The following is a 25,162-nucleotide window of genomic DNA, read 5'->3' as shown; positions in this document are numbered from 1 at the left end:
CCCCCGCGTCCCCCGCGTCCCTCGCGCCTCTCTGGACCCTGGTCAGGCCCCATACCGGGCCCCAGGCCCGGCCGCGCTCCACCGCGTCGCGGGTCGGTGAACTCGTTGCGGCCGCCGTCCGGCTCGTACGGTGGGACGTTCTTGCCAGGCTGGTAGTGCGGCCCCTGGCGTATGTGGCGGCACACGATCGCAAGGTCCGTCGCGGCCAGTGCCGCCACGACCGCACAGCCGGCGGCCCAACCGGGACGATCGACCACCACGAAGACGGCCACGCCGACCGCCGCCCATATCAGCCCCCACAACGCCAGAGCGCGCCGCGTTTTCAGCATGCTCCGTGCCTCCAAGGGCTCATTGCCCGTACGCATCACCACTCACCACGCATCCCCGCCTTGGTTCATCGGAAGTTCGGAAGTGGACGTTCGGAGGACGCTGGTACTCGCCGTCGCCGACTCGCGCGTCACTCTCTGTCTCTCACCTCTGGCTGTTTTGTGTCCGTCTCCTGTGTGCCTCCGGTCGTTTCGATGTTGGTGGGGTGCGGGGCTTGGCGTAGGTGCCTGCGGGGTCGCTGCACGCATCACGTCATTGCCCGTTGAACTGGGCTTTTGCTTACCCGGGCGGCTTTCTCTTCCTTAAGGATCCTCCGGTTCGGTTCTCCCGTCACGCCCCTCTGCCAGCCTGTGGATAACTTTGGATGGCTGGCTGAGACGCGGTGCCCGGCGGCCGTGCCGTTACCGTCCGTGGTGCTTGAGCATGCATGAGCGCATCGCCGGCCGGGTGGCTGTTGATCCAGGACAGTCCGCCCAGGTCGAGGCGCTTCCTCGCCCTGGTGATCGCCACATACGCCAGCCGCGCCTCATCGAGGTCGATCGGGCCCGGCAACGGTTCTCCGTCCTCGCCGGTCTCCTCCAGCCCGTCCGGCTCCGTGAAGTCTGCTGCGATGCGCACGCTCGGCCACTCGCGGCCCTTCGCCCGATGGGCGGTCGAAACCGTGATGTCGGCCCTGTCCTCGCTCGAGAGGCTGCCCAGTGCGCGGAGGACGCTCTCCGTGCTGTGTTCGTCGAGGAGTTCGACGAGTGGCAGGAGGTCTCGGCCGGACGGGTCGGCGGTGGCGTACTCCCGCAGTTCCTCCCAGGATTCGAAGAGAGTCAGTTCGGGGTGGGTGGTCCGGTTGCCGCGCTGGAGCTCGTACGCGGCCCGGGCCAGAGCTGTCAGGGAGTCGCCGCCACCTGCCAGGGCCACTCTGCGCCCGTCCGACAGCAGCCTTATGACCTCCGCCATCGCGCCCGAGTTGGACCGGCAGAGCACGGCGTCGGGATGGGGGAGAGGCCCGAGTTCGGTGTTGAAGAGAGGTGAGCCGATGAGCCGGATCGGAGCGTCGACGATTGCCAGCCAGCGGTTCGCCGCTGCCGCGAGCGCAGGGCCGAAACGGAATGACTGGGAGAGCGTGAGCTGTCTGCCGCGGAAGCCGGTCATCACGTCGCGTGCGCCCCGCCAGCCGTAGATGGCCTGCGCCGAGTCACCGACGAGCACCAGTTGAGCGTGCGCACGCTGGGCGCTGAAGACCTGTTCGACCACGGGGTTGGTGTCCTGGGCTTCGTCGAGGAGCAGGAAATCGGTCTGGATGACCGGTGCGCTCAGCGCCCACATCTTGAGGTAGTGATCGTGCTCGAAGCGGACGGCGCCACGCTCGGGGTCCTGAAGGTCGGCCCACGCCTTACGGGCGTACGGGAGGACGGCGTGCGCCAGCTGGCCGTGCAACGCGTCGGATTCCGCGCCGCGCAGGCGAGGTACGTGGGCAGGAGTCAGTACTGGGTCGGCGGAGCGGCAGAACTCGGTGACGGTACGCAGGACTGTGTAGGAAAGGGCTTTGCTGCTCAGCGTTCGTGCACCGATACGGAGCCGGTGGTCGGTGTCGATGCCCAGGGCGGAGCCGGTCCGCCAGGCTGCCTGTCGGGGTGCGTTCATCCGTCGCTGGAACCGGTGGCCCACGGCCGCGTACGCCAGGGAATGGGCCGTACTGCACGTCACGTGTGCGGGAAAGCGCCGGGCGGCGTCCTGCGCGATGGCCTTGTTGAACGCGAGGTAGCGGCCGGGCCGGCGCGTGCTGCGGGCCAGTATCGCCAAGGTCGTCGTCTTGCCCGTGCCCGCGCCGGCCTGGAGCACGAGGTGGTCGCCCGCATGGAAGGCGTCGGCGGCGGCCAGCTGCTCAGAGGTGGGGGAGTGCGAAGTACGAGGCATGGGGCTGCCCGGGCCGTCACGGTGGCGGGAGTCGGGTGGGCGGCTTCGGGTGCGGGGAGTGTGGGGAGCGCGCCTGTGCTCGGTGGGGGATGTGGATGTTGTCGGCGTGGTGGTGAGCGAGGAGGGCTGGTCGGTGGTCATAGGGGCTCCTGTGAAATGTCTTGGACCGCGGGGTTCGGTAAGGCCGGAGACGGCTCGGTGGCTTGCTCAGCACGCACTCGCAGTCACGTTGAGTCACTGGAGATCGAACGGTAGTGGATCGCTGGGATCGGTGGGCGAGAAATTTCTGACCAGCGGTTTTGCCTGTGGATAACTGACTTGGTGATCGTTCCAGCGGGATTGTCAGTGCCGTCTGCTTCCATGGTTTTCACGCAGGGTCGCGGCTGCGCGGCAGCGGCCGCACCGCGGACGGGGAGGGGGAGCTGATGGAGGCGACCGTAGACTCACGAGTCGGAGTACGACACGAACGGAACGGCATGGCGGGACGGCGGGAGATGAGCGCGCGGGAGGCGACCGGGCAGGCCCGGTCGACCGGCGCCGCGCCGTCCGGGCCGTTCCTCGACGGTCGCGCGAGCCCGGCCGCGGCGTCGCACGATGTGATCCGGCACGCGGCGGTGTTTCTGCCGGCCGAGCTGCCGCGTGCTGGGAAGATCGCCTTCTGGAGTCCGGACGGCGAGCCGCTGCCCGAGCCCCCGGGCGCGGCGGAGGCCACGGAGCTGAAGGTCGTGCGGAGGCAGGGGAACTCCGTCCGCAGCCGTACGGTTCCCGCGCTCGAACTGACCGTCGCCGAGGCCGTGCCTCTGCTCGTTCGCGCCCGCCATGATCCGATGGCGCATCCGGCCACCGCGTGCTGGGGCGCGGCCGCCTGGCAGGCGCTCCACCTGGTGGCGCGCGGCCGCATGCTTCCGGGCCTCACCGCCGATGACGCGGACGCCTGGCGCGCCGGGCCGCTGGACGCCGAGGATGCCGCGCAGCTGCGGGCGATTGCCGCCGCCATGCCCGCCGAGGCCCATGCTGCCCCGGTGCCCGGCAGCAAGCCTCTCCAGCTGCATGCGCCGAACGCCCTGGTGCGCGCCTTCATCGATGCCGTCGTCGATGTCCTGCCACGCACGCCGGCTGCGGTGCATGTGGCGGGCGCCCCGTTCGCCGCGGCCGTTCCGCAGCGGTTGCCCGGCGCGCGGGACTGGGCGGCGGAGGTCGCTGCGGGCGTGGACAGCGGTGTACGGATCTCGCTGCGGCTGGACCTGTCGGCACACGAGTTGTTCGACATGTCGGGGGAGGAGGAGACGGAGGGAGACGCTGCAGGGGAGACAGGGCACGGTAGTGCAGAGGGATACGGGACGAGTGGCAGGGCCGGGGCCGCTGCGGCTGTTCTGCAGGTCAGCCATCTCACCGACCCGACGCTGGTCGCGGACGCGCGGGAGCTGTGGGACGGGCAGGCGCCCGACGGCTTCGGGCCGCGCGCGCAGGTGGACGCGCTGCTCGCGTTGCGCAGGGCGGCCCGCGTCTGGCCGCCGCTCGGCCGGCTGCTGGACCGCGCCGTTCCCGATGTCCTGTCGCTCGACGAAGAAGAACTGTACGAGCTGCTGGGCGACGCCGCGCCGCGCCTGAAGGCAGCGGGGGTCGCCGTCCACTGGCCCAAGGAGCTGGCCCGGGGGCTGACCGCCACCGCTGTTGTGCGGCCGGCGCCCGGTTCTGCGGCGGACGGGTTCGGCTTCTTCGATGCCGAGCGACTGCTGCGCTTCGAATGGCAGATGGCGCTCGGCGGTTCCCCGTTGAGCGACGCGGAGATGAACGTACTCGCGGAGGCGCACCGCCCCCTCGTGCGGCTGCGCGACCAGTGGGTGCTCGTGGACCCTGCACTCGTACGCAAGGCCCGCAAGAGGGAGCTGGGATACCTCGATCCCACAGAGGCGCTCGCCGTGACGCTGGCCGGTGAGACGGAGGTCGAGGGGGAGCGCGTCGAAGTCGTACCGCTCGGAGCGCTCGCCCACCTCCGTACACGCCTCACCGCGGACGCCGCGCCACTGGAGAAGCCCGCCGGTCTCCACGCCACCCTCCGGGACTACCAGCTCCGCGGCCTGGCCTGGCTGGACCGTATGACCGCACTCGGGCTCGGCGGCTGTCTCGCCGACGACATGGGCCTGGGCAAGACCGTCACCACGATCGCGCTGCACCTCCACCGTGATCACCCCGACCCCACCCTCGTGGTCTGCCCGGCCTCGCTGCTCGGGAACTGGCAGCGGGAAATCGAGCGGTTCGCCCCCGGTGTCCCCGTGCGGCGCTTCCACGGCAGCGGGCGCAGCCTGGAGGACCTGAAGGGCGGCTTCGTCCTCACCACGTACGGCACGATGCGCAGCAGCGCCAAGAGGCTGGCCGAGTGTTCCTGGGGGCTGGTCGTCGCCGACGAGGCGCAGCATGTGAAGAATCCGCAGTCCACCACGGCCAAGGCGCTGCGCACCATCAAGGCGCCCGCGCGGGTCGCCCTCACCGGCACGCCCGTGGAGAACAACCTCTCCGAGCTGTGGGCCCTGCTCGACTGGACGACACCCGGACTGCTCGGGCCGCTCAAGACCTTCCGGGCCCTGCACGCCCGCGACATCGAAGGCGGCGAGGTGCCCGGCGCCGCGGAACGCCTCGCCCGGCTCGTACGGCCCTTCATCCTGCGGCGGAAGAAGTCCGACCCCGGTATCGCGCCCGAGCTGCCCCCGAAGACGGAGACCGACCACCCGGTGCCGCTCGGCCGCGAGCAAGTGGCGCTGTACGAAGCGGCCGTCCGCGAGACGCTCGCCCGTATCGAGGCGGCGGACGGCATGGCGCGGCGCGGTCTGGTGATGAAGCTGCTCACGGTGCTCAAACAGATCTGCAACCACCCGGCGCAGTACCTGAAGGAGGCCGCACCCGGCCTCACCGCGCGCTCTGGCAAGCTCGAACTGCTCGACGAACTGCTGGACACGATCCTCGCGGAGGACGGCGCGGCGCTGGTCTTCACGCAGTACGTGGAGATGGCGCGCCTTCTTGAGGAGCATCTCCGGGCCCGCGGCGTACCCACTCAGCTGCTGCACGGCGGGACGCCGGTCGCGCAGCGGGAGGCGATGGTCGACCGCTTCCAGGCGGGCGAAGTCCCGGTGTTCCTGCTGTCGTTGAAGGCCGCGGGCACGGGGCTGAACCTCACCCGTGCCGGCCACGTGATCCATTACGACCGCTGGTGGAATCCGGCCGTGGAGGAGCAGGCGACCGACCGGGCCTACCGGATCGGGCAGACACAACCCGTCCAGGTGCACCGACTGGTCACGGAGGGGACGGTGGAGGACCGGATCGCCGAACTTCTCGCCGCCAAGCGTTCCTTGGCCGAGGCCGTGCTCACCGGTGGCGAGGCGGCCCTGACCGAACTCACGGACGCGGAACTCTCCGACCTCGTCACGCTGAGGAGGTCGGCATGAGCAGCCATGAGCAGCGCGATGAGCACCACCCGAGTGAGCGGAACGACCAGCCCGGCCGGGGCGAGGAGGGGCACGGAGCGGCGGCCACGGGTGAGGGACTGGAGCGGGTCCGCCGGGAGTTGGAGCGGGGCCGGGCCATTGCGCGGGCGCGTGAGGCCGCCGCGGAGGCGAGCCGTGACCGGGACACCGAGGAGGCGCTGGGGGAAGCGGCGCGCACGGGGGACCGCGCTGGGCGCGGTGCGGGCGCGGACGCGAGTGATGGTGCGCAGCGGGCCGACGAAGTCGAGGAACCCGGGTTCGCGGTCGGGCGGCGAAGTGAGGCGGCCGAGCGTGCGCGGCAGGCTGTGCGGCGTACGGGGCGGGGGCCCGGGCGCGCCGTCCGTGAGCCCGAAGAGCCCCGGCAGTGGGGCCCACGGTCGGCCCCGCAGTCGGCTGACGCGGCGCCCGACAGCGGCCCGTCGGCGGGCCCGGCCGGTGACGGCGAGGAAAGCCGCAGCCAGGGGGCGGAGCGGGCCCGGCAGGCATTGAAGCGGGCGGTCGGGGAAGCGAGGCGTGCCCGGGTGCGGGCATCCCAGAAGCAGCCGGTTCAGAAGCGGGCGCCTCAGGGGCAGGCATCTCCGACGCAGGCGTCTCCGGCGCAGGCGTTTTCAGTGACGGACGAGGGCGCGGGGGCGGCCAACGAGGGCGCGGGGCAGGGGGCTGCGCGCCGGAGTGCGGCTGCTGAGCGGGCTCGCCAAGCGGTGTCACGCGTGGGGCAGGAGAAGGCCCGCGACGGTGCGGCGCGGGAAGACGAGAAGCCTGTCGGCCGGACGCCCGCCGGCAGGAAGCCAACCAGCAGGAAGCCTGCAGACAGGAAGCGCGTTGGCGATGCGGCTGCGGCTGCGGCTGCGGAGTCGGTTGTCGCTCCGACTGCTGCTGCGTCCGGACGGGGCCTGGGGCGCGCGCTGGAGGGCGCGCACGGTGGCCCCGGCGAGGGGAGTGCCGGAGGTACTGCGAGCGCACAGGGCGATGGAACCGAGGCGGCGAGTCGTGCGGCAGGCCGCGCCCGGGTGTTCCCCGCGGTGGCGGCCGGTGGTGGGGACGGTGAGGAGTTCGCCGAGACCTGGTGGGGCCGGGCATGGCTCGACGCGCTGGAGAGCACGGCGCTCGACACAGCGCGGCTCGCGCGTGGCCGGGACTACGCGAACGGCGGGCACGTCGGCCGGATCACCGTGGCCCCGGGCCGTATCTCCGCGCCGGTCACGGGCAGCCGGCCGTATCCGTACCGGGCCGAGCTCCGGTTGCGGCCCTTCACGGACGCGGCGTGGGAAGCCTTCCTCGACGGCGTCGCCGCCCGGCCCGCCCACCTGGCGGCCCTGCTGGGCAGGACGGTGCCCCGGGCCTTGGCGGAGCGGCAGGACGAGGCGGGCGCGCGGCTGCTGCCCGGCCCCGGGGATCTCGTACCGCGCTGTTCGTGTCCCGATCGCGGACATCCGTGCAAGCATGCCGCGGCGCTCTGTTTCCAGGCCGCCCGGCTGCTGGATGCCGATCCGTTCGTGCTGCTCCTCATGCGCGGACGCGGCGAGCGGGAGCTGCTCGACGACCTCGCGCGGCGCAACGCCACCCACAGCGCCCACTCCGAACGGGCGGCCCGCGCGACGCTCCCCGGAGTACCGGCCCGCGCGGCCCTCCAAGTACGGGACCGTCCGCCGCTGCCACCACCGTTGCCCGTCCCGGCGCACCCCGGGCGGCCCCTGGTGCTGCCGACGGCCGACGACCCGGCCATCGATCCGGCCGCCATCGAACTGCTGGCCGCCGATGCCGCCGCCCGGGCCCGCGCATGCCTGGCCGACGCCCGGACAGTGCCCGGCCCACCCGGCGAAGCGTCCACCGAGGCCGCGGCCTCGCCGTTCCCCGCCCGCACCCTCTGGGAGGACGCGATCCGGCTGGTCGCCGGGGCGCACCCCACCTCGGGGCTGACCGCCAGCACGAGGGAGATCTACCGTGGCGTCGCCGAGGCCACCGACCGGCCGGTGAACGACGTCGCGCGTGCCGTGGCCGCCTGGCGGCAGGGCGGGCCGGAAGGCCTCCGCCTTCTGGAGACGACGTGGGACCCGCCGGCCGGTGACTTCGACCGCGCCCGCAGCGCCCTGTCGGCCGCCGACCTCCCCTCGCTGCGGCCCCGGCACAACCACCTCACGGACGCCGACCGTGGCATACAGCTGCGCTTCGGCCGCGACGGCCGCTGGTATCCGTACGAATCCGACCCCGGGGCGGAGGACTGGTGGCCCACCGGACGTGCCGACGCCGACCCCGTGGGCGCTCTCACTCCGCTGCTCGCGACGGAGTAGACGACCCAGCAGGCGCCCAACGAAGTAGACGACCCAACAACGAAGCAGACGACTCGACGAGGTGGACGGGCAGACGAAGTGGACGACTGCGCAGACGGCCCAGCAGACGACTGACGCGACTGAAGAGACGACGAAGAGACGACCGAAGAGAGTCACCCCGTGGAAGGTCTCGACACACTCACCAACGCTCTCGCGCGGCGCACGCCCGAACAGCTCGCCGCGCTCCTCACCCGGCATGCCGAGCCCCTCTCGCGCCGCCCCGCGCCGGCCCGGCTCCGTGACCTGGCCGCCTCCCTGTGGTCGTACGAAACGCTGCACCAAGTAGTGCTGGGGCTCGACCGGCCGTGCCTCCAGGTGCTGGCCGCGACCGCCCGGATCAGCCAGGAGCGCGCCCGGGAGGCCGCGCACGGACCGGCCGCCCCCGATCCGGGCGCCGGCTACCAGTCCCTCATGGCCCACAGCCTGGCCTTTCCGGACCTGGCGACGGAGTCGGTGCCGGTAGCGGACGTGTACGCGGCGTTCGGTGCGGAACGGGACGCCGTCGGGGCGGCGTTGGAAGCGTTGTACGAGGCGGGGCTCGCCGCGCCGACGGAGGACGGCCGGGTCGCCGTACCGCCGCGCACGGCGCAACTGATCGGCGGTCATGACCTCGGCGCGTTCGAGCCCGAGCCCTCGCCGGCTTCCCCGGCAGCCACCCCGGCGCCGGTCGAGGAGCGGGCCCTGACGGCCGAGTCGCAGGCGGCGGCCGCCGCGCTCGCCGGGGCCCTGGAGCGGCTGCTCGCCGCGCTGGCCGTACAGCCCGCGGCGCTGCGCAAGTCCGGCGGGCCCGCCGTACGCGAGATCCGGCGGCTGGCGAAGGCGGCCGGCACCTCCGAGCCCCGCACCCGGCTCCTGCTCGACCTCACGCTGGCGGCCGACCTGATCGCGCTGAGCCGTACGCCCACCGGCACCGTCGCGCTGCCCACCAGCGGGTACGACGACTGGCTCGCGCTGCCGCCCGGTGAGCGGCTGCTGCCGGTCCTCACCGCGTGGGCCCGGCACTGGGCGATCGCCACGTGGACGCCGTTCGGGGAGACGCCGACGGCCCTGGAGCGCGGGGACGACCGCCGCGCGCCCGCCCTGCGCCACGGTCTGCTCGCCGCCCTCGCCACCAGCACGGACACGGCCACCAGCACGGATACGGCCACCGGTGACCGTGCCGCGCCCGGTTCCGGCGTTCCGATCCCGCCCCCGGACGCGTCGTCGCTGGAGGCGCTGCGACCCCTGGTGGCGGTCGCCGGTTGGCACTGCCCGCTGGCCGTCGCCGACGAGCCGATGATCCTCGAACGTGCTGCCCACACGCTCGACGAGGCCGCCTTCCTGGGCCTCGTCGCCTACGGGACGCTCACGCCCGTCGGCCGGGCCCTCCTCCGCGCGGAGACGGCAGCCGACCCCGCCCCGTTGCGCGCGGCACTGCGTACGCTGCTTCCCCCGCCGCTCGAACAGGCCCTGTTCCAGGGCGATCTGACGGCCATCGTGCCGGGGCCGCCCTCGGCCGAGCTGTCCGCGCTGCTCGCGCTCGCCGCCGACCGCGAGTCCGACGACAGCGCCACCGCGTGGCGGTTCAGCGGCGCCTCCATCCGCCGGGCGCTGGACGCGGGCCGCACCGCTGACGCGCTGATCGACGACCTCACCGCGGTGTCCGCCACGGGGCCGCTGCCGCATCCGCTGACGTATCTGATCAAGGACACGGCGCGTACGCACGGGCGCATACGGGTCGTGCGCGCCGGCTGCTGCATCCGTTCCGACGACGCCGCGCTCGTCCATGAGCTGACCGCCCACCGGGCGCTGCGTGACCTCGGGCTGCGGGCGATCGCGCCGACCGTGCTCGTCAGTGCGCAGGAGCCGGGCCCCACTCTGGATGCCCTGCGGGCGGCCGGTTACGCCCCGGCCCTCGAAGCGGAGACCGGTACGACCGTCGTCGAACGCACGGCTGCGTACCGCAGCCGGGCCCCGCTCCGGAAGCCCACCGATCACCTCGCCGTGGCCCGGCGCCTCCTGGACGGCTGAGGCGTCTCCTGGACGGCTGAAGGGAGGAAGCCCGCCGGCCGGCTGTCCGTGCGGCCGGAGAGCCTCCCACTTCATGATCAACTACCCGGCGCCGGAGGTCAACGACGCGCCGGGGCGGGGCCCGCTCGGCTCCCCGTAGGTGGGCCCGCTCGGCCCACCTGCGAAGCCGAGGCGGCAGAATGACGGCGTGCGGCTCCAAGCGATCACCTGGGAACGGCTGACCGATGCGCTCGCCGAGGAAGTGGCGGGCACGACGGCGCAGGACGGCAGCCCCTGGCTGCGGGTGGGCATCGACGCGGCCCCCGCCGCCCGCCCCGGGGAGCTGGCCGGGCGGCTCGCCGAAGCGCTGCGGCTGCGCGGCCGTTTCGTACAGAAGAGCGGCGCCTACGGGTTCCTGCGGCCGGCGTCGCTGCGTCTGGAGTACGGGCGGCACGATCCGGACGCGTACTACGACGAGTGGTTCGACCGGCAGGCGCTGTGGCGGGAGGTGTTCAACCCGCTGGAGGCCGGGGGCAGCGGCCGGGTGCTCCCGGACCTGTGGGACCCGGAGCGGGACCGGGCGACCCGCAGCCCGTATGTCGCGCTGCCGCCCGGCGGCGTGCTGATCCTGCACGGGCCGTTGCTGCTCGGGCAGTGGTTCCCGTTCGACCTGACCGTGCACCTCGGGCTGTCGCCGGGCGCGCTGGAGCGGCGCACGGAGGCGGGCGAGCGGTGGACGTTGCCGGCGTTCGCGCGGTACGAGGCGGAGGTGGGGCCCAGGGAGGCCGCCGACGTCGTCGTACGGGCCGACGATCCGCGCCGCCCGGCGTGGAGCGGCATCGGCCCCGGCCGGTAGGACGGGCAGGGGGAGGGGGCAGGGCGGCATCCGCACCGGTCAGGGTGCTGACGGGGCCTCACCAGCCTTGATCCACTGCCCGATACCGTGACGCCATGGCAATCGACGAAGTGGGCGGACAGGCGGCGGCGCTGCCGGGCAGCACCGGAGCGACGGCGACCGTGGAGGCGCGGCCGCGGACGGTCGGCGCGGTCCGCACGGTGTACGCGCCGGACCCCGACGGCGACCCGGACCCCGGCGAGATCGTGTGGACCTGGGTGCCGTACGAGGAGAACGACGGGCGCGGCAAGGACCGGCCCGTGCTGGTCGTCGCCCGCGAGCGGACGGGCACGCTGCTCGCCGTGCAGCTGTCCAGCAAGCGGCACGACGACCGGGAGTGGGTGGCGATCGGCTCCGGGCCCTGGGACCGCGCCGAGCGGCCCTCGTGGATCGCCCTCGACCGCGTGCTACGGGTGCATCCGGAAGGCATGCGGCGGGAAGCCTGCGCGCTGGACCGGGGCCGCTTCAACCTGGTCGTGAACCGGCTGCGGGAGCGGTACGGCTGGCGCTGAACCCCACCCTGTCCTACCGAGGCGTCACCCGCCGTCCGCCACGGCCAGGATCTTGTTGACGGTGTTCCAGTTGCGGGCGGTGGCCGTGACGCCCAGCTTCAGGCTCGCCGCGGTGACGGCCGCGGCGAGCCGCGAACGCCCGATGCCCTCCGGGCACCAGAGGTACAGGTCGCGGCCGAGCAGCCGGAAGGCGTCCGGTGCGTACCCGGCCGGGTCCAGGGCGTCCAGCCGGGCCGTGTCGGCGGGCTGCTCCGACAGAAACGTGACGTGCAGCGTCTTCGGCTCCGCCACGGCCTCCGGGAACGGGTTGGCCGCGACGGTGGCGGCGATCTCGTCACGGGTGCGGACCATGACCGGTACGGAGAAGCCCAGCGCGGCCGCGAAACCGGCCTCCAGGGCGCGCGCGGTCTCCTCCGGAGGGACGCCGGGGTCGGCGAAGACGATGTTGCCGGTCTGGAGGAGGACGGTGACGTCCTGGAAGCCCAGCTCCGCCATCAGCGCGCGCTGCTGCGCCACGGGGAACTTGTGGTGCCCTCCGACGTTGATGCCGCGGAGCAGGGCGACCTGACGGGACATGAGCGGGACCTTTCACAGGGCAGACGTAGTGGCCACAGGGCCGGAACAGCGGAGCAGGACAGGAGCAGCGGGGCAGGCGCGGCACGGAACGGCGGCCTCGCTCGGCAGCAGAGCGGCCCCTCCGGTCAGAAGAGCGGCTGCGGCAGCACTCCTTCCAGGGCCAGGAGCTGCCGCTTGGTCTCCAGGCCGCCGCCGAACCCGCCGAGTCCGCCGCCGCTCTCGACGACGCGATGGCACGGCACGACGACCGGTAGCGGATTGGAGCCCATGGCGGCGCCCACCGCGCGGGCGGCGCCCGGCTCGCCGACCCGGTCGGCCAGGTCCTGATAGCCGACGACCGTGCCGTACGGCACGCGGGCGGCCAGCTCACGCAGCACCCGCTCGTTGAACCCCGAGGACAGCGACCAGTCCAGCGGAACCGAGAAGTCCCGCAGCTCACCGGCGAAGTACGCGACGAGCTCCGCGGCGGCCGTGTCCACCGCCGGTATCGCGGCGACCGGCTCGGTGCCGAACGCGCCGCGCAGCCGGGCGAGCGACCTGGTCCGGGCCCTGTCGTCGGCGTGGAAGACGACCAGGGCCAGGCCGGTGTCGGTGCCCGCGAGCAGGAGCGGGCCGATGGGGGTGTCCAGCATGCGCCAGGCCCAGTCGCGCGGCGGCCTCTCGCGCTCCTCGGACATCGTCTGCGTCTCGGAAATGGTCACGGCTTCAGCCTAGAACTCCCCACTGACAATCGCCGTGGAGAGCAGCCGGCGAAGCCGTGAGCACCCCCGAGGGGCGGCGGATTACGCGGCCGGGATCAGGTATCCGGAGTCCTTCAGAGCGTTCCGCACGACGTCCGGAGTGTTGGTGATGATGCCGTCGACGCCCCAGCTCGCGACCTTCTTGGCCGTGGCCGCGTCGTTGACGGTCCAGGTGTAGACCTCCAGCGGGCGTCCGTGCGCGCCCTGGAACGCGTGCACGGCCGAGACGTACGCCATGTTGAGCGTCTTGTAGCTGGGATTGATCTGGTCCGTGAATTCCGCGTACTTGGGCAGGTCGGCGATGGCCGGCGTGCCCAGGAAGCCGGTCTTGACGGCCGGGCGCAGTTCGTGCACCTTCTTGACCGAGTCGGCGTTGAAGCTCTGGATGACGAGCCGGTGCTTCACGTGCTGCCGGTCCAGCCAGCCCTCCTCCCGCAGCTTCCGCAGGACCTCCGCCTCGATACCGGGGTAGAGCTCGGGCGCCTTCAGCTCCATCAGCAGCTTCTGGTCGTTGCGGGTGACCGCGTCCATGTAGCGCTCGAGCGTGGGGACCCGTTCGCCCTTGAACTTCGCGTTGAACCAGCTGCCCGCGTCCAGCTTCTCGATCTCGTCGAGGGTGAAGTCGGAGATCTTCCACGGAGCCCGGCCGGGGTACACCTCCTCGACGTTGGTCGTGCGGTTGAGCGTCGTGTCGTGCATGACGATCAACTTGCCGTCCTTGGTGCGCTGGACGTCGTTCTCCACCCAGGTGACGCCCATGCGGTCGGCGGCGTCGACGGCGGCGATGGTGTTCTCGGGGGCGTAGGCCGAGGCTCCTCTGTGCGCGACGGTGACCGGTCTGTGCGGGTGGTCCGCGGCCTGGGCGGCAGTGGGGAGGCAGAGCGCCGTCAGCCCCACGAGCGCGCCGGCAGCAGCGGCGGCAGGCCGAATATGCATACGGACTCCTCGGATTCGACGTCGGCGGGGGGCGGTCGGCGGCAGGTTCCCAGCGGCGGTGTACTGGAAGATAGGTCAGGGATGGACATAAATTGAACGAGAAGTGTCGTGTGTCCCGGGTTTGGGACCGTACGGGGACGATTTGGATTGCATGATCACGCAACGGAGTTTCCGGCCAAGGCCGGGGAAACCAGCGCTTGACCGCTGTTCCAGGGCGCCCGGTGGCAGATCGTCGCCTTTTGGCCGACGGGCGGCTTTGGCCGGTTCACCTCTTGCGTGCGATCACGCCGCCACGGACGAGCGCCGGCGGGGCGGCCACAGGGAGTATCGGGGAGCCGGTGACCGGCAGGGCCGCACGGGCAGGAAGAGTGTCCTGAAGCAGGAAATACCTCGTGACGAAGGGTGTGCGGACGCCTCCGTGGCGGCGGCGCCGGCGTTATGGACGCCGGTTGTCAGTGGTGGGTCGTACGGTGGGTTCCATGCGGCCCGTTTCCCAGATCGAACGCACGGCGGCGCCTTTCGAGGTCGTCAGCCCGTACCAGCCCAGTGGCGACCAGCCGGCGGCCATCGCCGAGCTGGAGCAGCGCATCCGCGGCGGTGAGAAGGACGTCGTCCTGCTGGGCGCGACCGGCACCGGCAAGTCGGCGACGACCGCGTGGATGATCGAGAAGCTGCAGCGCCCGACCCTCGTCATGGCGCCGAACAAGACCCTCGCGGCCCAGCTCGCCAACGAATTCCGCGAGCTCCTGCCGAACAACGCGGTCGAGTACTTCGTCTCGTACTACGACTACTACCAGCCCGAGGCGTACGTCCCGCAGTCCGACACGTACATCGAGAAGGACTCCTCGATCAACGAAGAGGTCGAGCGGCTGCGCCACTCCGCGACCAATTCGCTGCTCACCCGGCGGGACGTGATCGTGGTCTCCTCCGTGTCCTGCATCTACGGCCTGGGCACGCCCCAGGAGTACGTCGACCGGATGGTGCCCCTGAAGGTCGGCGAGGAGATCGACCGCGACCAGCTGCTGCGCCGCTTCGTGGACATCCAGTACACGCGCAATGACGTGGCGTTCACCCGCGGCACCTTCCGGGTGCGCGGCGACACCATCGAGATCTTCCCGGTCTACGAAGAGCTGGCCGTCCGCATCGAGATGTTCGGCGACGAGATCGAGGCGCTGTCGACCCTCCACCCGCTGACCGGCGAGGTCATCAGCGACGACCAGCAGCTGTACGTCTTCCCCGCGAGCCACTATGTGGCGGGCCCCGAGCGCATGGAGAAGGCGATCGCCGGCATCGAGGCCGAGCTTGCCGAGCAGCTCGCCACGATGGAGAAGCAGGGCAAGCTCCTGGAGGCCCAGCGGCTGCGGATGCGGACCACGTACGACATCGAGATGATGCGCCAGATCGGCACGTGCTCCGGCATCGAGAACTACTCGCTGCACATCGACGGCCGCGAGCGGGGCTCCGCGCCGAACACCCTCCTCGACTACTTCCCGGAGGACTTCCTCCTGGTCATCGACGAGTCGCACGTCACGGTGCCGCAGATCGGCGCGATGTACGAGGGCGACGCCTCCCGGAAGCGGACCCTGGTCGACCACGGCTTCCGGCTGCCGTCCGCGCTGGACAACCGCCCGCTGAAGTGGGAGGAGTTCCAGGAGCGCATCGGGCAGGCCGTCTACCTCTCCGCGACCCCCGGCCCGTACGAGCTCTCGCGCGGCGACGGGCACGTGGAGCAGATCATCCGCCCGACCGGCCTCGTCGACCCGGAGGTGGTCGTCAAGCCCACCGACGGGCAGATCGACGACCTGGTCCACGAGATCCGCACGCGCACCGAGAAGGACGAGCGCGTCCTGGTCACGACCCTCACCAAGAAGATGGCCGAGGACCTCACGGACTATTTCCTGGAGCTGGGTATCCAGGTGCGCTATCTGCACAGCGACGTGGACACCCTGCGCCGGGTGGAGCTGCTCCGTGAGCTGCGCGCCGGCGAGTACGACGTACTGGTCGGCATCAACCTCCTCCGGGAGGGCCTGGACCTGCCCGAGGTCTCCCTGGTGGCGATCCTCGACGCCGACAAGGAGGGCTTCCTCCGGTCCGGTACGTCCTTGATCCAGACGATCGGCCGTGCGGCGCGCAACGTCTCGGGCCAGGTCCATATGTACGCGGACAAGGTCACCCCGGCGATGGCGAAGGCCATCGACGAGACCAACAGGCGCCGCGAGAAGCAGCTCGCGTACAACAAGGCGAACGGCATCGACCCGCAGCCGCTCCGCAAGAAGATCAACGACATCGTCGCGACGATCGCGCGCGAGGACGTCGACACGCAGGAGCTGCTGGGCACGGGGTACCGCAAGGCGGCCGACGGCAAGGACGCCAAGGGGAAGGCACCGGTGCCGGCGCTGGGCGGCGCCGCCGAGAAGGCCGGCAAGGGCGCCAAGAAGGGCGCGAAGGGCAAGGCCGGGGACGGCGTGCCGACGGACCGGCCCGCCGCCGAGCTGGCCGAGATGATCGAAGAGATGACGGACCGCATGCGGGCGGCCGCCGCGGAGCTCCAGTTCGAGGTCGCCGCCCGGCTGCGCGACGAGGTGAGCGAGCTGAAGAAGGAGCTGCGCCAGATGAGGGAGGCAGGGCTGAAGTAGGCGGGGGAGCGGGGAAAACGGTAGGCGTACGGGCGAGGCCCGTGCGCCTACCGTCGTATCGAGAGGAAGGCGGGTCTTTCCCTTGCACCTGCCCCGACCAGGTCTTTTGCCTAACTCTTTACTTTTCCATGGTGTTCCTTTACGCTCATTTGTGCGGAGGGGAGTATTCCCGCCTGCGGCGTACCCGTCATCACGGATCGGTTGGAGATCCCGGGGCGCCGGCCCACTAAGCGTCGCGGAACAGTCCGCGATCTCGGGGCGGAAGAGACCTCCGGCAGCGACGACGCTGTGAGTGCCGTTACGAATCTGCCGGAGGAGCAGTGGACGTTTCCCTGAATCTGTGGGTGCTGACCATTCTTGGTCTGTGCGCCCTCATCGCCGCCGATTTCTTCATCGGCGGCCGCAAGCCGCACGACGTGAGCATCAAGGAAGCCGGTATCTGGACCGGCGTCTGGATCGCGCTCGCCGCCCTCTTCGGGCTCGGGCTCTTGCTGTTCGGCGGCGGACAGCCGGCTGGTGAGTTCTTCGCCGGCTTCATCACCGAGAAGTCGCTGAGCGTCGACAACCTCTTCGTCTTCGTTCTGATCATGGCGAAGTTCGCGGTGCCGTCGATATACCAGCAGCGAGTGCTGATGATCGGCGTACTGATCGCACTGGTGCTGCGGGCCGTCTTCATCGGCGCCGGCGCGGCGATCATCGCCAACTTCTCCTGGGTCTTCTACATCTTCGGCGCCTTCCTCATCTGGACGGCCTGGAAGCTCATCCAGGAGGCGCGTGCCGAGGAGCAGGACGAGGAGTTCGAGGAGAACCGCTTCCTGAAGATGGTCGAGCGGCGCTTCCCGTCGACCGACAAGTACCACGGCACGAAGCTGTTCATCGTGGAGAACGGCAAGCGCCTGATGACGCCGATGCTGATCGTCATGCTGGCGATCGGCACCACCGACGTCCTCTTCGCGCTGGACTCGATCCCCGCGATCTTCGGTCTCACCCAGGACCCGTACATCGTCTTCACCGCCAACGCCTTCGCGCTGATGGGTCTGCGGCAGCTGTACTTCCTCATCGGCGGACTGCTGAAGAAGCTGGTCCACCTCTCGTACGGCCTGTCGATCATCCTCGGCTTCATCGGCGTGAAGCTGGTGCTGCACGCCCTGCACGAGTCCGGTGTGCACGTCCCGGAGATCAGCATCCCGGTCTCGCTGGGCGTCATCTGCGCCGTGCTGATCGTCACGACCATCACCAGCCTGCGCGCCTCGAAGAAGCAGGCGCAGGCCGAGGCCGCCGGCGCGGAGGGCAAGGACAAGGACTCCATAGGCGCCTGAGGCGCCGGAGCGGCATAAAACAGTGCGCGGTGTGCGGGCTCTCGCCCGTACACCGCGCACTGTCGTCGTTTCCGGTGGCTCCTACCAGCCGCGCTCGCGCCACTCCGCGAGGTGCGGGCGCTCGGCGCCGAGCGTGGTGTCCGCGCCGTGGCCCGGGTAGACCCAGGTCTCGTCCGGCAGCCGCGCGAAGAGCTTGTTCTCGACGTCGTCGATCAGGCTGGCGAAGTTCTTCGCGTTGCCCCGGGTATTGCCGACCCCGCCGGGGAAGAGGCAGTCGCCCGTGAAGAGGTGCGGGTGGCCGTGCGGGTCGTCGTAGACCAGCGCGATGCTGCCGGGGGTGTGGCCGACCAGGTGGCGGGCGGTGAGCGTGACCCGTCCGACGCTGATGGTGTCGCCGTCGTCCACCAGGACGTCCGTCGGTACGGGAATGCCCTCGGCGTCGTAGCGGCCGGCGAAGGTCCGCGCGCCGGTCCGCTCGACGACCTCGCCGAGCCCTCCCCAGTGGTCCTGGTGCTGGTGCGTGGTGACGACCGAGGTGATGCCGCTCTCGCCGATCAGCGCGAGCAGGGTGTCCGGCTCCGCGGCGGCGTCGATCAGCAACTGCGCGTCGGTCGCGCGACAGCGCAGCACATAGGCGTTGTTGTTCATCGGACCGACCGCGACCTTGGAGATCATCAGATCGGTCAGCTCGTGTACGTCGGCCGGTCCGCCGACCTTGACTGCTCCGGTGTACGCCATGCCCGCAGCCTACTGGCCGGGGCTCGGGAAGCATCGCCTCCGGGGGCCTACCGCGGTACCGGCCGAACGCCAGGTCAGCGGTCCGGCAGCTCGGGGAGGCCGGCGCCGTTGGCGGTGGTGAGGCCGGCGCCGTTGGAGCGGCCGGTGAGCCAGCCGACGAGTGCGGTCGGGGAGCCGCTCACGGTGAGCGGGGTGCCGTCGGCGCGGCCCGTCCGCCAGCTCCGCCCGTCGTCGGTGCACAGCTCCAGTGCGGCGACGTCCGGGTGCCCCTTCAGCCGCTGCTCCGCGAGGAAGGCCAGCTCGGCGTCCACGTACTCCGTCGCCAGGTGGTCGACCGTGTAGCCGACGCCGAGGTCCACGTGGTGCAGCTCGACCTCGGCGAGCCGGCGGAAGGGCAGCCGCCCGGCCCGCTCGACGATGCCGTTGCGCATCTCCACCTCGTACGACAGGCGCTCGGGCCCCAGGGCCGAGCAGGCCGTCTCCCAGCGCTCGGCGCTGGACCGCAGGTCTTCCAGGTGGACGGCCAGCGGCCGGTCGGCGTCCCGCTCGATGTCGGCGTCGCGGGCCGCGGGCGTGGCGTACATGGGCGTGCGGATGCCCGTACGCGCCCACGCGAAGAGGTTGGCGAGCGCGTCGGCGTTGCGGGCGAGGTGGGCGAGCACATGGCCGCGGGACCAGCCGGGCAGCAGGGACGGCTCCCCCACGGCCTCGTCGTCCAGCTTGGCCACGGAGACCAGCAGGCGGTCGGTGGCGGCGTGGACGGCTGCCGCGTCGTACGCGAATTCCTGTGCGGTGTCGGTCATGGTCCGAAGCTAGCGCCACCGCCGTCACCGCGGGAGTCGGCGCACGTCGTCAGCCGGGAGCGCGCGACGGTTCCGGCACGCGGCAGGGGAAGGACCGGGCCGGTTCCGGTGTTGCAGAAGGGGTGCGCCAGGCCGGGCCGACGCGGTGTCCGGGGCTGCGCGCTCGTCGGTCCTCGGGCGTATATGTGCAGGTCAGTGGCGTTGTGGTCGGTTCGGGAGCCGGCGTTGTCAGACCCCGGCGTTACCGTGAAGGACGCGGTGGGATCCGACGTCCGGCGCCGCCGTGAGCAGGCGTTCGGCGCGGCGTGTCCAGGCGTCCGGTTCCGCTGTGCAGGAGGCCGCTCCGCGGTGGTGCGCCGGGGCACCGGCGCCTTCGCGTCAGCGGAAAGCCGTCCGGCCACACCTTTGGGTGAACCCGGTCGGCGGAGACCGTAAATCGAATGCACGTGCTATAGGCTCGTGTGTGGCATCGAAACGACATCGACAGACATTGCCGCGGCGGCCCCCATACCCTGGGGCGGGGGTGCGCGGCACCCCGCTCCTCTCACGAAAGGTGCCGACCGGCGTGACAGACCGTCTCATCGTCCGTGGCGCTCGCGAGCACAATCTCCGCAACGTCTCGCTCGACCTCCCCCGCGACTCCCTCATCGTGTTCACGGGCCTTTCCGGGTCGGGCAAGTCCTCGCTCGCGTTCGACACGATCTTCGCCGAGGGCCAGCGGCGCTACGTCGAGTCACTGTCCTCGTACGCCCGGCAGTTCCTCGGGCAGATGGACAAGCCCGACGTGGACTTCATCGAGGGCCTCTCCCCGGCGGTCTCCATCGACCAGAAGTCGACCTCGCGCAACCCGCGCTCCACGGTCGGCACGATCACCGAGGTCTACGACTACCTCCGCCTGCTCTTCGCCCGCATCGGCAAGCCGCACTGCCCCGAGTGCCGCCGACCGATCGCCCGCCAGTCGCCGCAGGCCATCGTGGACAAGGTGCTGGAGCTGCCCGAGGGCAGCCGGTTCCAGGTGCTCTCGCCGCTGGTCCGCGAGCGCAAGGGCGAGTTCGTCGACCTCTTCTCCGACCTGCAGACCAAGGGATACAGCCGAGCCCGGGTCGATGGCGAGACGATCCAGCTCTCCGAGCCGCCGACGCTGAAGAAGCAGGAGAAGCACACGATCGAGGTGGTCGTGGACCGCCTCACGGTCAAGGAGACCGCCAAGCGCCGGCTGACCGACTCCGTCGAGACCGCGCTCGGCCTCTCCGGCGGCATGGTCATCCTCGACTTCGTCGACCTGGACGCCGACGATCCGCAGCGCGAGCGGATGTACTCGGAGCACCTCTACTGCCCGTACGACGACCTGTCGTTCGAGGAGCTGGAGCCGCGCTCCTTCTCCTTCAACTCGCCCTTCGGCGCCTGCCCCGAGTGCACGGGCATCGGTACGCGCATGGAGGTCGACCCCGAGCTGATCGTCCCGGACGAGGAGAAGTCGCTCGACGAGGGCGCCATCCATCCCTGGTCGCACGGTCACAACAGGGAGTACTTCGGCCGGCTGATCGGCGCGCTCGCCGACGCGCTCGGCTTCCGTACCGACATCCCCTGGGCCGGCCTGCCGCAGCGTGCCAAGAAGGCCCTGCTCAACGGCCACCGCACCCAGATCGAGGTGCGCTACCGGAACCGCTACGGCCGGGAGCGCCGGTACACCACCCCGTTCGAGGGCGCCCTGCCATTCGTCCGGCGGCGGCACTCCGAGGCGGAGAGCGACTCCAGCCGCGAGCGCTTCGAGGGCTATATGCGCGAGGTGCCCTGCCCGGCCTGTGAGGGCACGCGGCTGAAGCCGATCGTGCTGGCCGTCACGGTGCAGGACAAGTCCATCGCCGATGTCGCCGCCATGTCGATCAGCGACTGCGCCGACTTCCTGCGCGACATGACGCTGGACGCGCGGCAGAAGAAGATCGCCGAGCGGGTGCTGAAGGAGGTCAACGAGCGGCTGCGGTTCCTGGTCGACGTCGGCCTGGACTACCTCTCGCTGAACCGCGCGGCCGGCACCCTCTCCGGCGGCGAGGCCCAGCGCATCCGGCTCGCCACCCAGATCGGTTCCGGGCTGGTCGGCGTGCTGTACGTGCTCGACGAGCCGTCCATCGGCCTGCACCAGCGGGACAACCACCGTCTCATCGAGACCCTGGTCCGCCTGCGCGACCTGGGCAACACCCTGATCGTCGTCGAGCACGACGAGGACACCATCAAGACCTCGGACTGGGTGGTGGACATCGGCCCGGGAGCCGGTGAGCACGGCGGCAAGGTCGTGCACAGCGGCCCGTTGAAGGAGCTGCTGGCCAACGAGGAGTCGGCGACCGGGCAGTACCTCTCGGGGAAGAAGGTCATCCCGACGCCGGGCGTGCGGCGGCCCGTGGACTTCGACCGCCGCCTCACGGTGCACGGCGCGAAGGAGAACAACCTCCGCGACATCGACGTGTCCTTCCCGCTGGGCGTCCTGACCGCCGTCACGGGCGTCTCCGGATCGGGCAAGTCGACGCTGGTCAACGACATCCTCTACACCCACCTGGCGCGGGAGCTGAACGGCGCCAAGTCGGTGCCCGGACGGCACACCCGGGTCGAGGGCGACGACCTGGTCGACAAGGTCGTGCACGTGGACCAGTCGCCCATCGGCCGCACGCCGCGGTCGAACCCGGCGACGTACACCGGCGTCTTCGACCACGTCCGCAAGCTGTTCGCGGAGACGATGGAGGCGAAGGTCCGCGGCTATCTGCCGGGCCGCTTCTCCTTCAACGTCAAGGGCGGCCGCTGCGAGAACTGCTCCGGCGACGGCACGATCAAGATCGAGATGAACTTCCTGCCGGACGTGTACGTGCCGTGCGAGGTGTGCCACGGCGCGCGGTACAACCGCGAGACGCTGGAGGTGCATTACAAGGGCAAGTCCATCGCCGAGGTGCTGGACATGCCGATCGAGGAGGCGCTGGACTTCTTCGAGGCGGTGCCGACGATCTCCCGGCACCTGAAGACGCTCAACGAGGTCGGCCTCGGGTACGTCCGGCTCGGGCAGCCCGCGCCGACGCTCTCCGGCGGTGAGGCGCAGCGCGTGAAGCTGGCGTCGGAGCTGCAGAAGCGGTCCACGGGCCGCACGGTCTACGTCCTGGACGAGCCGACGACCGGTCTGCACTTCGAGGACATCAACAAGCTGATCCGCGTGCTGTCCGGGCTGGTCGACAAGGGCAACTCCGTGATCGTCATCGAGCACAACCTCGATGTGATCAAGACGGCGGACTGGGTCGTGGACATGGGCCCGGAGGGCGGCAGCGGCGGCGGCCTCGTGGTCGCCGAGGGCACGCCCGAGCAGGTCGCCGGGGTCCCGGCCAGCCACACCGGCAAGTTCCTGCGGGACATCCTCGGCGACCGGGTCAGCGACGCGGCCTCGTCGAAGGGCGCGTCGGCGAACCGCTCGGCGGCGAAGAAGACCACGTCGGCGGCGGCGAAGACGGCGGCCGGGAAGACGGCGACGAAGCGGACCGCCGCGAAGAAGACCGCCGCGAAGAAGACCGCGGCCAAGAAGACCGTGGCCGCGAAGGCGCCGGCGAAGAAGAAGACCGTGACGAAGGCGGTGAAGTCGAAGGGGGCGAAGGGGGAGTCCTGACGGACGGCAGGGACTGAACAGAGGCTCAGGGGCCGGACAGCGGCCCAGCCCCTGAGCCCGTCAGTACTCGAGCGTGCGGAGGGTGGTGGCGAGGGACGGGAGTGCGGCGGGACGGCGGTTGTACGGGAGTCTGCCGAGGACCCTGGCCATGCCGCAGGTGTCGGTCACGGCGGAGAAGACCAGACCGGCGCCGAGGGCGGCGGACAGGTACTTCGCACCCGGCAGGACCCGGTCGGCGAGCACACCGGCCAGCACGATCGACCCGGCGGCCAGCCGGACCTGGCGCTCCATGGGCCAGACGGCGCGGCCGTCGGCGGGGTGGTCCAGCGGATGACCGCCGGCGGCCCAGGCGCTGGTGCCGCCGGTCACCGATGCGGCGGTGACCCCGGCGTCGGCGAGCAGGTCGCAGGCGGTGGCGGAACGGTTGCCGCCCGCGCAGACCACGGCGAGCGGTCCGCGCGCGGTGACCGAGCGCAGGGTCGGTACGGCTTGGTCGAGCTGGTCGAGGGGCACGTTGAGGGCACCGGGGATGTGTCCGGAGGCGTACTCCCCGGGGGTGCGGACGTCGATGAGCGTCAGCTCGGACAGACGGGGGCGGAGATCTTCGACCGACAGCGGTGCGGCGGGGGTGGCCATGCGGGTCCTCTCGCGGACGTACCGGGAATGCGGGTGCAAGGACCAGCGCTACCATACCCGCGGGGGTATTCGTGGAAAGGAAAGGCCGTGGAGCTGCCAGCAGAGGAACTGAAAGGCGCCGTCAACCGGTTGCGCCGGGCCCAGGGGCAGATCTCCGGGGTCATAGGCATGATCGAGCAGGGCCGGTCCTGCGAAGAGGTCGTCACGCAGCTGGCCGCGGCCTCCCGTGCGCTGGACCGGGCCGGTTTCGCGATCATCGCCACGGGCCTGGAGCACTGCCTGACGGGTGAGGCCGAGGGCGCGGCCCCGCAGATGGAGCGCGACGAGATGCGCGCCAAGCTGGAGAAGCTCTTCCTGTCGCTGGCGTGATCGGCCGCCATCGACCGCCATCGGCCGCGATGAGCGGCGGCGGGCGGCGCGTCACCGCCCCGCCGCCCCGGCCCGCCTCAGGGCGGCCATCGGGTCCCGCCACGTAAGAACGGGCAGGTCACGCCCGGTCGGAACGGCTCAGGCCAGATCCGACGCGTACGGCGGTTCCGCGCCCGCGCGGGAGCAGGTGAGCGCGGCGGCGCGGGCGGCGAAGCCGAGGATGTCCCGCCAGGCGTCCGCGTCCAGGCGGGCCAGCGCGGCGGGGGAGAGCGCGTGGTGCGCGTCCAGGCGGTGCAGCAGCGCCGCGTTGACCGTGTCGCCCGCGCCGATCGTGTCCACGACGTCGACGCGTACGCCCGGTACGGTCACCTCGCCGGCCGGCGTCACTGCGGTCAGGCCGTCGCCGCCCCGGGTGAGCACCACGGCCGCCGGGCCCGCGGCCAGCCACTCCTTCACCGCTCCGGCCACCGCGTCGGCGGCCGCCTCCGCCGGCAGGTCCTCCGCGCCGGCCAGCCACCGGGCGTCCTCCTCCGAGAGCTTCAGCAGGGCGGTGTGCGGGAGCCAGGAGCCGAAGCGGGCGCGGTAGGCGTCCGGATCGGCGATCAGGCCGGCGCGGATGTTCGGGTCCAGCGCGGTGAACACGCCGCGGGCCGCCTCGCGCCGCATCAGCGCTTCGTACGCGCTCGCGCCCGGTTCCAGTACCAGTGAGCAGGTCCCCAGGGAGAGGGCGCGCACGTCGTCGGGGAGGGCGGGCGGCAGGGTGAAGAGACGGTCGGCGGTGCCCTCGACGTAGAAGCCGTAGCCGGCCGAACCGTCCGGGCTGATGTCCGCGAGCGCGAGCGTGGTGGGCTCGGCGCCCCGCTGGACCAGCGAGGTGTCCACGCCGGCCGCCCGCAGGCCGTCCAGCAGTGACGCGCCGAAGGCGTCCGTGGAGACCCGCGAGCAGAAGGCGGCGGGGGAGCCGAGCCGGCCCAGCGCGACCGCGGTGTTGTACGGGCCCCCGCCCCGCTGCGGCGACAGCGCGGGCAGCGCGGCGCCGTCCGCGGGCGCGCGCCCGCCGTCCGCTGTGCTCGCGGGGACGAGGTCGATGAGGGCTTCGCCGGCGACGACGATCACGAGGGGGTCCTTTCCGGGGCCGGTCCGGGGCAGTACGGGTGTGTCATGCGGCACCACCGCGACGGGTGTGTCATGCGGCGCCACCGCGCGAGGTGCGGGGCGGACAACGGGTCAGGTGACAGGGGGCGCAGTCACTCCCGCCCCATCCCCATCTCCCTCCCCGCACCTCGCGCGGTGGCGCCGCATGACACACCCGTCGCGGTGGTG

The 25,162-nt window shown here is 71.5% G+C and carries 18 protein-coding genes; 9 read left to right on the top strand and 9 right to left on the bottom strand.

Features of this window, described 5'->3' with window-relative positions:
- Positions 1–365: DUF6343 family protein (locus CCS38_RS03965; RefSeq protein WP_308050670.1), on the bottom strand; the 365-nt coding region annotated here is incomplete at its 3' end.
- 292 nt (positions 366–657) lie between these two features.
- Positions 658–2,238: a UvrD-helicase domain-containing protein gene (locus tag CCS38_RS03960; protein ID WP_223731783.1), complete on the bottom strand. Its 1,581-nt coding sequence runs from the start codon at positions 2,236–2,238 to the stop codon at positions 658–660.
- A gap of 476 nt (positions 2,239–2,714) precedes the next feature.
- Between CCS38_RS03960 and CCS38_RS03955 the strand changes: the two genes are divergently transcribed.
- The 5 genes from CCS38_RS03955 to CCS38_RS03935 all read left to right on the top strand — a co-directional run bounded on the left by CCS38_RS03955 (position 2,715) and on the right by CCS38_RS03935 (position 11,446).
- The gene (locus CCS38_RS03955; protein WP_223731782.1) at positions 2,715–5,681 is read left to right on the top strand and encodes an SCO1167/SCO6262 family helicase; all 2,967 of its coding nucleotides are present in this window, start codon (positions 2,715–2,717) and stop codon (positions 5,679–5,681) included.
- Positions 5,682–6,742: 1,061 nt separating this feature from the next.
- On the top strand, positions 6,743–8,011 hold the full coding sequence (locus CCS38_RS35480) for an SWIM zinc finger family protein (RefSeq protein ID WP_223731781.1): 1,269 nt from the start codon (positions 6,743–6,745) through the stop codon (positions 8,009–8,011).
- Between the two features lie 159 nt (positions 8,012–8,170).
- Positions 8,171–10,060, top strand: coding sequence for a helicase-associated domain-containing protein (locus CCS38_RS35475; RefSeq protein ID WP_223731780.1), 1,890 nt, complete (start codon positions 8,171–8,173; stop codon positions 10,058–10,060).
- Positions 10,061–10,247: 187 nt separating this feature from the next.
- Complete coding sequence (locus CCS38_RS03940) at positions 10,248–10,895, top strand: nucleoside/nucleotide kinase family protein (RefSeq protein WP_223731779.1); 648 nt, start codon at positions 10,248–10,250, stop codon at positions 10,893–10,895.
- Between the two features lie 95 nt (positions 10,896–10,990).
- On the top strand, positions 10,991–11,446 hold the full coding sequence (locus CCS38_RS03935) for a type II toxin-antitoxin system PemK/MazF family toxin (protein WP_223731778.1): 456 nt from the start codon (positions 10,991–10,993) through the stop codon (positions 11,444–11,446).
- A gap of 24 nt (positions 11,447–11,470) precedes the next feature.
- Here the strand turns inward: CCS38_RS03935 and CCS38_RS03930 are convergent, their stop codons facing one another.
- From CCS38_RS03930 to CCS38_RS03920, 3 genes are all read right to left on the bottom strand, one after another.
- A complete protein-coding gene (locus CCS38_RS03930) occupies positions 11,471–12,022 on the bottom strand; it encodes a DUF1697 domain-containing protein (protein WP_223731777.1) in 552 nt (183 codons plus the stop codon).
- Positions 12,023–12,147: 125 nt separating this feature from the next.
- Entirely contained in the window at positions 12,148–12,699 is a 552-nt protein-coding gene (locus CCS38_RS03925) for a methylated-DNA--[protein]-cysteine S-methyltransferase (RefSeq protein ID WP_223731784.1), read from the bottom strand.
- 105 nt (positions 12,700–12,804) lie between these two features.
- Complete coding sequence (locus tag CCS38_RS03920) at positions 12,805–13,698, bottom strand: glycerophosphodiester phosphodiesterase family protein (RefSeq protein ID WP_223731776.1); 894 nt, start codon at positions 13,696–13,698, stop codon at positions 12,805–12,807.
- Between the two features lie 479 nt (positions 13,699–14,177).
- On the opposite strand from CCS38_RS03920, the gene uvrB reads away from it, so the two are divergent.
- Complete coding sequence (gene uvrB / locus CCS38_RS03915; protein WP_223731775.1) at positions 14,178–16,334, top strand: excinuclease ABC subunit UvrB; 2,157 nt, start codon at positions 14,178–14,180, stop codon at positions 16,332–16,334.
- A gap of 320 nt (positions 16,335–16,654) precedes the next feature.
- Positions 16,655–17,653 carry a TerC family protein gene (locus CCS38_RS03910; RefSeq protein WP_223731774.1) on the top strand — a complete coding sequence of 333 codons (999 nt, stop codon included), beginning with the start codon at positions 16,655–16,657 and terminating at the stop codon, positions 17,651–17,653.
- An 81-nt stretch (positions 17,654–17,734) separates the two neighbouring features.
- On the opposite strand, the gene CCS38_RS03905 is transcribed toward CCS38_RS03910, so the two are convergent.
- Together CCS38_RS03905 and CCS38_RS03900 are read right to left on the bottom strand one after the other, a co-directional pair.
- Positions 17,735–18,391 carry an MBL fold metallo-hydrolase gene (locus tag CCS38_RS03905; protein WP_223731773.1) on the bottom strand — a complete coding sequence of 219 codons (657 nt, stop codon included), beginning with the start codon at positions 18,389–18,391 and terminating at the stop codon, positions 17,735–17,737.
- Positions 18,392–18,465: 74 nt separating this feature from the next.
- The gene (locus CCS38_RS03900; protein WP_223731772.1) at positions 18,466–19,194 is read right to left on the bottom strand and encodes a maleylpyruvate isomerase family mycothiol-dependent enzyme; all 729 of its coding nucleotides are present in this window, start codon (positions 19,192–19,194) and stop codon (positions 18,466–18,468) included.
- A 565-nt stretch (positions 19,195–19,759) separates the two neighbouring features.
- Between CCS38_RS03900 and uvrA the strand changes: the two genes are divergently transcribed.
- The gene (uvrA, locus tag CCS38_RS03895) at positions 19,760–22,834 is read left to right on the top strand and encodes an excinuclease ABC subunit UvrA (RefSeq protein ID WP_223731771.1); all 3,075 of its coding nucleotides are present in this window, start codon (positions 19,760–19,762) and stop codon (positions 22,832–22,834) included.
- Positions 22,835–22,894: 60 nt separating this feature from the next.
- Here uvrA and CCS38_RS03890 read toward each other — a convergent pair whose 3' ends face one another.
- Positions 22,895–23,470 (bottom strand): rhodanese-like domain-containing protein, encoded by a 576-nt coding sequence (locus CCS38_RS03890; RefSeq protein ID WP_223731770.1) that lies wholly within the window; start codon positions 23,468–23,470, stop codon positions 22,895–22,897.
- Between the two features lie 87 nt (positions 23,471–23,557).
- Between CCS38_RS03890 and CCS38_RS03885 the strand changes: the two genes are divergently transcribed.
- A complete protein-coding gene (locus CCS38_RS03885; RefSeq protein WP_030264417.1) occupies positions 23,558–23,839 on the top strand; it encodes a metal-sensitive transcriptional regulator in 282 nt (93 codons plus the stop codon).
- A 138-nt stretch (positions 23,840–23,977) separates the two neighbouring features.
- Here CCS38_RS03885 and CCS38_RS03880 read toward each other — a convergent pair whose 3' ends face one another.
- Entirely contained in the window at positions 23,978–24,955 is a 978-nt protein-coding gene (locus CCS38_RS03880; protein ID WP_223731769.1) for a carbohydrate kinase family protein, read from the bottom strand.
- Positions 24,956–25,162: the final 207 nt, after the last annotated feature.

This window comes from Streptomyces purpurogeneiscleroticus (assembly GCF_020024005.1).
Lineage (GTDB): Bacteria > Actinomycetota > Actinomycetes > Streptomycetales > Streptomycetaceae > Streptomyces > Streptomyces purpurogeneiscleroticus.
This window is presented reverse-complemented; position numbering and strand designations above follow the sequence as displayed.

Bases quoted from the DNA above. Each gene is read 5' to 3' on its own strand.
- CCS38_RS03960 (WP_223731783.1), bottom strand. From the start codon at position 2,238: ATGCCTCGTACTTCGCACTCCCCCACCTCTGAGCAGCTGGCCGCCGCC.
- CCS38_RS03955 (WP_223731782.1), top strand. From the start codon at position 2,715: ATGGCGGGACGGCGGGAGATGAGCGCGCGGGAGGCGACCGGGCAGGCC.
- CCS38_RS03935 (WP_223731778.1), top strand. From the start codon at position 10,991: ATGGCAATCGACGAAGTGGGCGGACAGGCGGCGGCGCTGCCGGGCAGC.
- CCS38_RS03930 (WP_223731777.1), bottom strand. From the start codon at position 12,022: ATGTCCCGTCAGGTCGCCCTGCTCCGCGGCATCAACGTCGGAGGGCAC.
- CCS38_RS03925 (WP_223731784.1), bottom strand. From the start codon at position 12,699: ATGTCCGAGGAGCGCGAGAGGCCGCCGCGCGACTGGGCCTGGCGCATG.
- CCS38_RS03920 (WP_223731776.1), bottom strand. From the start codon at position 13,698: ATGCATATTCGGCCTGCCGCCGCTGCTGCCGGCGCGCTCGTGGGGCTG.
- uvrB (WP_223731775.1), top strand. From the start codon at position 14,178: ATGCGGCCCGTTTCCCAGATCGAACGCACGGCGGCGCCTTTCGAGGTC.
- CCS38_RS03905 (WP_223731773.1), bottom strand. From the start codon at position 18,391: ATGGCGTACACCGGAGCAGTCAAGGTCGGCGGACCGGCCGACGTACAC.
- CCS38_RS03900 (WP_223731772.1), bottom strand. From the start codon at position 19,194: ATGACCGACACCGCACAGGAATTCGCGTACGACGCGGCAGCCGTCCAC.
- CCS38_RS03890 (WP_223731770.1), bottom strand. From the start codon at position 23,470: ATGGCCACCCCCGCCGCACCGCTGTCGGTCGAAGATCTCCGCCCCCGT.